This is a genomic window from Aquibacillus rhizosphaerae, assembly GCF_030282825.1.
GTDB classification, from domain to species: domain Bacteria; phylum Bacillota; class Bacilli; order Bacillales; family Amphibacillaceae; genus Aquibacillus_C; species Aquibacillus_C rhizosphaerae.
Map to the genome: position 1 here is coordinate 202,842 of NZ_JASTZU010000041.1, position 6,569 is coordinate 209,410.

Below are 6,569 nucleotides of genomic sequence, written 5' to 3' on the forward strand. Positions count from 1 at the left end.
TTTTTCATATAATTCACCTCACTAACCTTATTCTAGTTAATATTATCCTGTTTATTAATGTCTTGTAATCTTTAATTTTAAGAACGCAATCAGAATTCACCTTCTATAATCTATTGATTAAGAGGGAGCGGTTCACTAGACAAATCTATAACCTAGTTTTGACAACAACTACTTGAGGTAGCTATACTTTTACCATAATCGAACTCTTGGAGTGAAACTATGAATGAACTTTATCTTGATCAGTTGCTTAACATTAATACACGTGAAGGTTATAAATCAAGTAATGATTCGCTTCATTACCATCCATATGAGCCAACACCATATTATGCTTTAGATGTTTTGGTTCAACATTATGAAGTGAAACAAAGTGATCGGATTGTTGATTTTGGTTGTGGAAAAGGACGATTAAACTTTTATTTCAATTATTACTTTCAGTCCACAGTTGTTGGGGTTGAAATGAATGAAGAATTTTATTTTCAAGCAATTCAAAATAAAACAAGGTACCTAGAAAATAGAAAGAACAGTATGGACTCATTATTGTTTCATTGCTGTCTAGCACAAGAATATCAAATTAATCGATTAGATAACCGTTTTTATTTCTTTAATCCTTTTTCAATTCAGATATTTATGCATGTGATTAACAATATACTTCAATCTCTAGAAAAGTATGAACGAGAAGTAGAACTGATTTTATATTATGGTTCAAAAGAGTATATACATTATTTAGAATACCAAACTGCATTTAAATTAAAGGATGAAATAAAAATACCTGGGTTATCTATTAAGAATCCATATGAGCGTTTTGTCATTTATCATTTTTCGCTCTAAAACGTTATTATTTACAATAGGGTATCGATTAATTAGGTGGGAAAGTTTAAAGACTGCACGTGGGATATATTTAAAGGGGAAACGTTATGCAATCCGTAATGAAAAGAATATATGAATTAATCATGATTGTTCTTGTTATGATAACAATCATTACTCTCTGGACGGAAAACACATATAATTCAACTATAAATTGGGTTGTCTGGTTTGTATTTTTTGCTGATTTTATTATTCGATTTATAGCATCTAAGGAGAAGTGGAACTTTATTAAAAAAAATCCCTTTCTTGTTATTGCGGTAATACCACTCGGTCAGTTTTTTCAAATCGCGAGGGTTGTACGAATCATCTATTTATTCCGTATCAAAACAATCACTAAGTATTACTTCACTCCTTATGTGGAGAAGTTAACCTATCTTTCTACTTCCTTAATTGCATTTATTTTTACCGGATTATTATTTATTGAAGCTACAGTTATTCTAAATGTAGAGAGTACAATTCCTACGTATTTTAATGCTTTATATGTTGTGTTGGGTCATTTACTATTTTTTGGCCATCAGCTTTTCGAAATAAATAATTCTATTTCTATTTGGCTGTTAACAGCAACATCAATCTTTGGAGTCGTGATTCAAGGGTTAGCTTTACAGTGGGCATTTAATAAAGTTGAGAAATATTTTTCTTATTTTAAAAATAAAAAAAAGAAGAACATTTAATAGAATGGATTGTTGGGTAAAAGTCACAGTCATTTCGGTATGAGACATAGAACGTTTGCATAGAATAGAACATAATTAATCTTGTCAACGTACCTAAATGGTAAAGAAAGGTGAAACAATTGGAACTGATTGATGAGCTATTAGAAGAATTATCAGAGGTTGCATCTGATTATAACTTGGAGTTGATCGATCAAGTTGAACTTAACCTGAAACTACAATTAATTATTTCAAAAATAGACAAAGTGAAAATTAATTTTAAGCTAGAACCCTTACAAAAACTTATTTATCGAAAACATACAAAACCATTCGATCAACTGCTATTTAAAGCTAAATACAAAGCTATTCAATCATTAATAGCTTTACAACATATAGATAATAAGGAATTATTCTATACTAATTTATATTTAATGTTAGCAAACAAACTTTATTTTAATTCAGTATTAAGAATTTTAATAAATAGCTGTAATGCCTACATTGTAAATAATCAGTTAGAAGATAATGTTAAGATGTCACAAGTTTTTATTTATGAAAAATAATCGTTGTAATCTGTCTATATAGAGAAGAACTAGTCAATCTGCAACGAATTTATTTCAGGATGGTTCAAGTCAACTACTTTATGCATAGGATATCTATTAAGGAATAGCCTTGGACCTTAAAAAGTATATTTCTATTTAATTTTTTAATTATTCCTTTCATGATACAATTCTTATGGGTGTCTTAAATACACTCAATATAGGAGTTTCTATACAAAAAGGAGGGATATGATGGAGTATTTTGATGAGTCCCTTGAAATGTTAATTGATAGTGCAGGTTGGCTGGCTCCTATTTTATTCATTCTTTTGCATTTATTAAGACCTTTTTTCTTTCTACCTGTCATTGTAGTTTGTATTGCTGGAGGAGTGCTGTTTGGTTTCGTGGAGGGAGCAATTCTTTCTTTTATTGGTCTTTCATTGATGAGCTTAGTTTCATATCAACTAGTGAATAAATTCCCTAAGTTTCGTAACTCCATATTTAAATTAAAGAAAAAGGTTTTTCAGGACAGAACAATTTCTGTTGGACAAATCATGATTTTACGAATTATGCCGTTTATTCATTTTCACTTGCTTTCACTTTATTTAATGGAGATGGCTAAATCATTTAAAGAATACATGTACTATTCAGTATTAGGTCTTATTTTGCCAGCAGTTTTATATACATCATTTGGTCAAGCTATTACAGAATTACCATTGTATGCGACAGTAATCATGTTTATTTTATTACTTATCATTAATAGTTATCTTGGGAAACTGAATGAAACACGAGGAAGATCAAGTGATACTATTATTGCTAAAGAAAAAAGAGTTTGAAAGAAAAAGAAATAAACATTTGTTAGATGTTCAAAATTGAGGCGTCTGATATGACTTATTTGAGTCATTCCCAGACGTTTTTAATTATGATTAAATGAGAATCTAATCTGCAATCAAAAGTAGGATGAAAAAATATGATTTTATAATTAACATTTCATACCTTTTTCGCCAAATTATGATAAGCTATTTAGAAATAAGGATGTTAAAGGAAGGTAGTTTATGTCGGAGCAAAATATTACTAGAATAAATATAGGCGATAAGGAATTTATCCTTATTGGAACTGCTCACGTATCAAAACAAAGTGCTCAACAGGTTAAGGAAGTAATTGAAGCAGAACGACCGGATTCTGTTTGTATTGAACTAGATGAGCAAAGGTTCCAATCAATGAAGGATGGAAATAAGTGGAAAGAAATGGATGTTTTTAAAGTTATTAAAGAGAAAAAAGCAATCCTTCTTTTAATGAATCTTGTTATCTCTTCATTTCAACGAAGAATGGCCAAACAATTGGATATTAAACCTGGACAAGAAATGATACAGGGTATGGAATCTGCAGAAGAAATAGGTGCTACATTAGTATTAGCGGACAGAGACATTCAAATTACATTTTCAAGAATATGGCATCAAATTGGTTTTTGGGGAAAATCTAAACTACTTATGAGTATTGTATTTAGTGTTTTTAGCAATGAAAGTATAACGGAAGAAGAGTTAGAAAAGATGAAAACACAGGACATGTTAAGTTCCATGCTTGATGAACTGACTAAATCATTTCCGAAGCTTAAACGTCCTTTAATCGATGAACGTGACCAATATTTAGCACAAAAAATTAAAGAAGCACCAGGTAATAAAGTAGTTGCCGTTCTCGGAGCTGCACATGTTCCTGGAATAAAAGAAGAGATAAAGACAGAACAAAATTTAGAGAGTTTGAGACAGCTTCCTCCTAAATCAATCATGCCGAAATTAATTGGCTGGGCCATCCCAGTAATGATTATATCAATAATTGTATATACTTTTATGACTAATCCAACAACAGGATTGCAACAAACAATCAGTTGGTTACTATGGAATGGATCCTTTTCAGCACTTGGAACTGCGATTGCTTTAGGGCATCCATTTGCTATCATGACAGCTTTTGTTGCCGCTCCAATAACATCGTTAAATCCATTTCTTGCTGCAGGATGGTTTGCAGGTTTGGTTCAAGCGCTAGTCAAACGACCTAGCGTAGGTGATTTTGAGAATATAGCAGAAGATGTCACAAGTGTTAAGGGTTTCTGGAATAATAAAGTGACTCGTATTCTACTTATCGTCGTTCTAGCTAACCTTGGGAGTGCACTAGGAACATTTATTGGTGGTTTTGATGTTATCCGTTTGTTTATAGAAAATATTGTGAACTAAAGGTGAACATAATTGATTAAAAAATTCGATATTGCGGATTCGAAAATGGCAGAAGAAACACTTAACATTCAATTATCTGCCTACATGATTGAGGCTAAGTTGTTAAACAGTTATCAAATACCGCCATTAAAAGATACTGTAGAAACATTACAACAATGTGGAGAAAGCTTTTACGGCTATTTTAGCAATGAGGAGTTATTTGGCTTAATGGCTATCAAAAATGTAAGAGGTGTAATAGATATTCACCGTTTAGCTGTTCACCCGAAGTATTTCAGAAAAGGGATTGCAAAGATGCTTCTGTCTCACCTTGAAAATGAGATTAGGGAGGCAACTAGCATTATCGTATCAACAGGCTCAAAGAATGTTCCTGCAATCAGATTTTATGAGAGAATGGGCTTTTATAAAACTTGAGAAATTAAAGTGGAAGAGAATATCTATCTAACGTCATTTATAAAATTGGTTGAAGTATGACTTGTCCTATTCATAGTAGTATAATCGAAGTAATTATATAATAAAAGAGGTGCCATAGTTGAACAAATTAAAATTAGGTACAAGTAATTTAGAAGTTAGCGAAATTTCATTAGGTTGTATGCGAATGGCTCAACTCTCAAAAAAGGATGCAAGATATGTAATTGAAAATGCTATCGAAACTGGAATTAATTTCTTTGACCATGCTGATATATACGGAAGTGGGAAATCAGAGGAAATATTTTCAGATGCAATTGACATGAATCCAACTGTGCGTGAATCTATGTTTATCCAAACAAAGTGTGGGATCCGCGATGGTTCTTTTGATTTTTCAAAAGAACATATACTTTCATCGGTTGAAGGTAGTTTAAAACGTTTGAAGACGGAATATATTGACGTGTTATTACTTCATCGTCCGGATGCTTTAGTTGAACCAGAAGATGTTGCAGAAGCCTTCAAGAAGCTAAAGGATAGTGGAAAGGTTCGCCATTTCGGAGTCAGCAACCATAATCCAATGCAAATTGAACTTTTAAAAAGATATGTAAAAGAAGACCTGATCACCAATCAATTACAACTGAGTCTAATGTTTACCCCAATGATTGATGCTGGTCTTAACGTTAATATGCAACAGGAACCAGCAATTGTCCGTGATAGTAATGTTCTTGATTATAGTCGTTTAAATGATATGACAGTTCAAGCATGGTCTCCTTTCCAATATGGAATGTTTAAAGGTGTGTTTGTTGGAAATGACGAATTTCCTGAAGTGAATCAAAAGTTACAGGAGCTTGCAGAGAAAAAAGGTGTAACCGACTCTGCAATGGCAATTGCATGGATTTTGCGCCATCCTGCAAAAATTCAACCAGTGGTAGGTACGATGAATCCACAAAGGTTAGCAGACATAGCAAAAGCTTCAGAAATTGAATTGACTAGAAAAGAATGGTACGAACTTTATCTTGCTGCTGGAAATAAGTTACCATAAATGGATAATTATAATGTGTAAAAAAGAGTAATGATTAAATTGCTCTTTTTTTTGCCTTTTGAACAAGACAGCATAATTATTGCTGGGGAATCGAATTGAGGAAAGTTGAAGTCGTATCTTTTAATAAGGCTCTGTTAAACTTTAATGTTGATAATTAAATGAAATTGGAGGGAAAGCTGATACATTCAGGTTTCCTCTCGATTGTTTAGCTATTTATCTTTATATTCTTTAGGATTATCCCTACTCATAATTAGTTTCATAACTCTATATCCATCGCTTGGCATTCCTTTATAAGCCCTTAAAAATGATGGATATTTTATAGGGAGAATTGTAATAATGAATTGTACCAAAGATGCATTCATAATAGACTTTAATAAAAAAATTATAATGTATTGACTGTCTGAAAATGTAATTGAAATATAACAAATTAAACCTAGTATAAATGAAAAAAATGGACCTGCAATCATAATCATAGCATTGGACACAATGTTATTCTTACCTTTAGGTATGTTATATTCGACAAAACCAACCCACCCACTTAAAGGCTGAATTTTAAATGTTAGTTTACCTACTTTAAAACCAGTACCCTTGAAAGAGCTTCCCAATCTAACTCCTACTGGCTCTTTGAACAATATTAATGCTGTAAGTGCGTGACCAAGTTCGTGAACTAAAGTAGTAAGCGGAAGTATCAAGGAGACGAACAATAAAAAAGTGATTGTGAATTGTATATAGCTATCCATAAGTTCCCCCAATCAATCCAATTATCTTATGGATACATTCTACATTGACCAAAAGACTCCTGCACCTTATTAAATAATGAGGAGCTAAATATTGAATTTTGCCAAACGT

Annotated in this window: 8 protein-coding genes; 7 read left to right on the plus strand and 1 reads right to left on the minus strand. The window is 31.9% G+C overall.

The annotated features are described in order from the left end of the window. Positions 1-219: 219 nt before the first annotated feature. From QQS35_RS14385 to QQS35_RS14415, 7 genes are all read left to right on the plus strand, one after another. Positions 220-828 carry a methyltransferase gene (locus tag QQS35_RS14385; RefSeq protein WP_285932904.1) on the plus strand — a complete coding sequence of 203 codons (609 nt, stop codon included), beginning with the start codon at positions 220-222 and terminating at the stop codon, positions 826-828. 86 nt (positions 829-914) lie between these two features. Further along, complete coding sequence (locus QQS35_RS14390) at positions 915-1,535, plus strand: transporter (RefSeq protein ID WP_285932905.1); 621 nt, start codon at positions 915-917, stop codon at positions 1,533-1,535. 119 nt (positions 1,536-1,654) lie between these two features. Next, entirely contained in the window at positions 1,655-2,071 is a 417-nt protein-coding gene (locus tag QQS35_RS14395; protein WP_285932906.1) for a hypothetical protein, read from the plus strand. A gap of 228 nt (positions 2,072-2,299) precedes the next feature. Then, a complete protein-coding gene (locus QQS35_RS14400) occupies positions 2,300-2,881 on the plus strand; it encodes a TVP38/TMEM64 family protein (RefSeq protein WP_285932907.1) in 582 nt (193 codons plus the stop codon). Positions 2,882-3,100: 219 nt separating this feature from the next. Beyond that, positions 3,101-4,273, plus strand: coding sequence for a TraB/GumN family protein (locus tag QQS35_RS14405; protein ID WP_285932908.1), 1,173 nt, complete (start codon positions 3,101-3,103; stop codon positions 4,271-4,273). 12 nt (positions 4,274-4,285) lie between these two features. After that, a complete protein-coding gene (locus QQS35_RS14410) occupies positions 4,286-4,684 on the plus strand; it encodes a GNAT family N-acetyltransferase (RefSeq protein WP_285932909.1) in 399 nt (132 codons plus the stop codon). A gap of 118 nt (positions 4,685-4,802) precedes the next feature. Then, positions 4,803-5,720 carry an aldo/keto reductase gene (locus QQS35_RS14415; protein WP_285932910.1) on the plus strand — a complete coding sequence of 306 codons (918 nt, stop codon included), beginning with the start codon at positions 4,803-4,805 and terminating at the stop codon, positions 5,718-5,720. Between the two features lie 209 nt (positions 5,721-5,929). Here QQS35_RS14415 and QQS35_RS14420 read toward each other — a convergent pair whose 3' ends face one another. Then, positions 5,930-6,460 (minus strand): M50 family metallopeptidase, encoded by a 531-nt coding sequence (locus QQS35_RS14420; RefSeq protein ID WP_285930886.1) that lies wholly within the window; start codon positions 6,458-6,460, stop codon positions 5,930-5,932. Positions 6,461-6,569: the final 109 nt, after the last annotated feature.

Coding starts and splice junctions, on each gene's coding strand:
- QQS35_RS14385 (WP_285932904.1), top strand. CDS start 220: ATGAATGAACTTTATCTTGATCAGTTGCTTAACATTAATACACGTGAA.
- QQS35_RS14390 (WP_285932905.1), top strand. CDS start 915: ATGCAATCCGTAATGAAAAGAATATATGAATTAATCATGATTGTTCTT.
- QQS35_RS14400 (WP_285932907.1), top strand. CDS start 2,300: ATGGAGTATTTTGATGAGTCCCTTGAAATGTTAATTGATAGTGCAGGT.
- QQS35_RS14405 (WP_285932908.1), top strand. CDS start 3,101: ATGTCGGAGCAAAATATTACTAGAATAAATATAGGCGATAAGGAATTT.
- QQS35_RS14420 (WP_285930886.1), bottom strand. CDS start 6,460: ATGGATAGCTATATACAATTCACAATCACTTTTTTATTGTTCGTCTCC.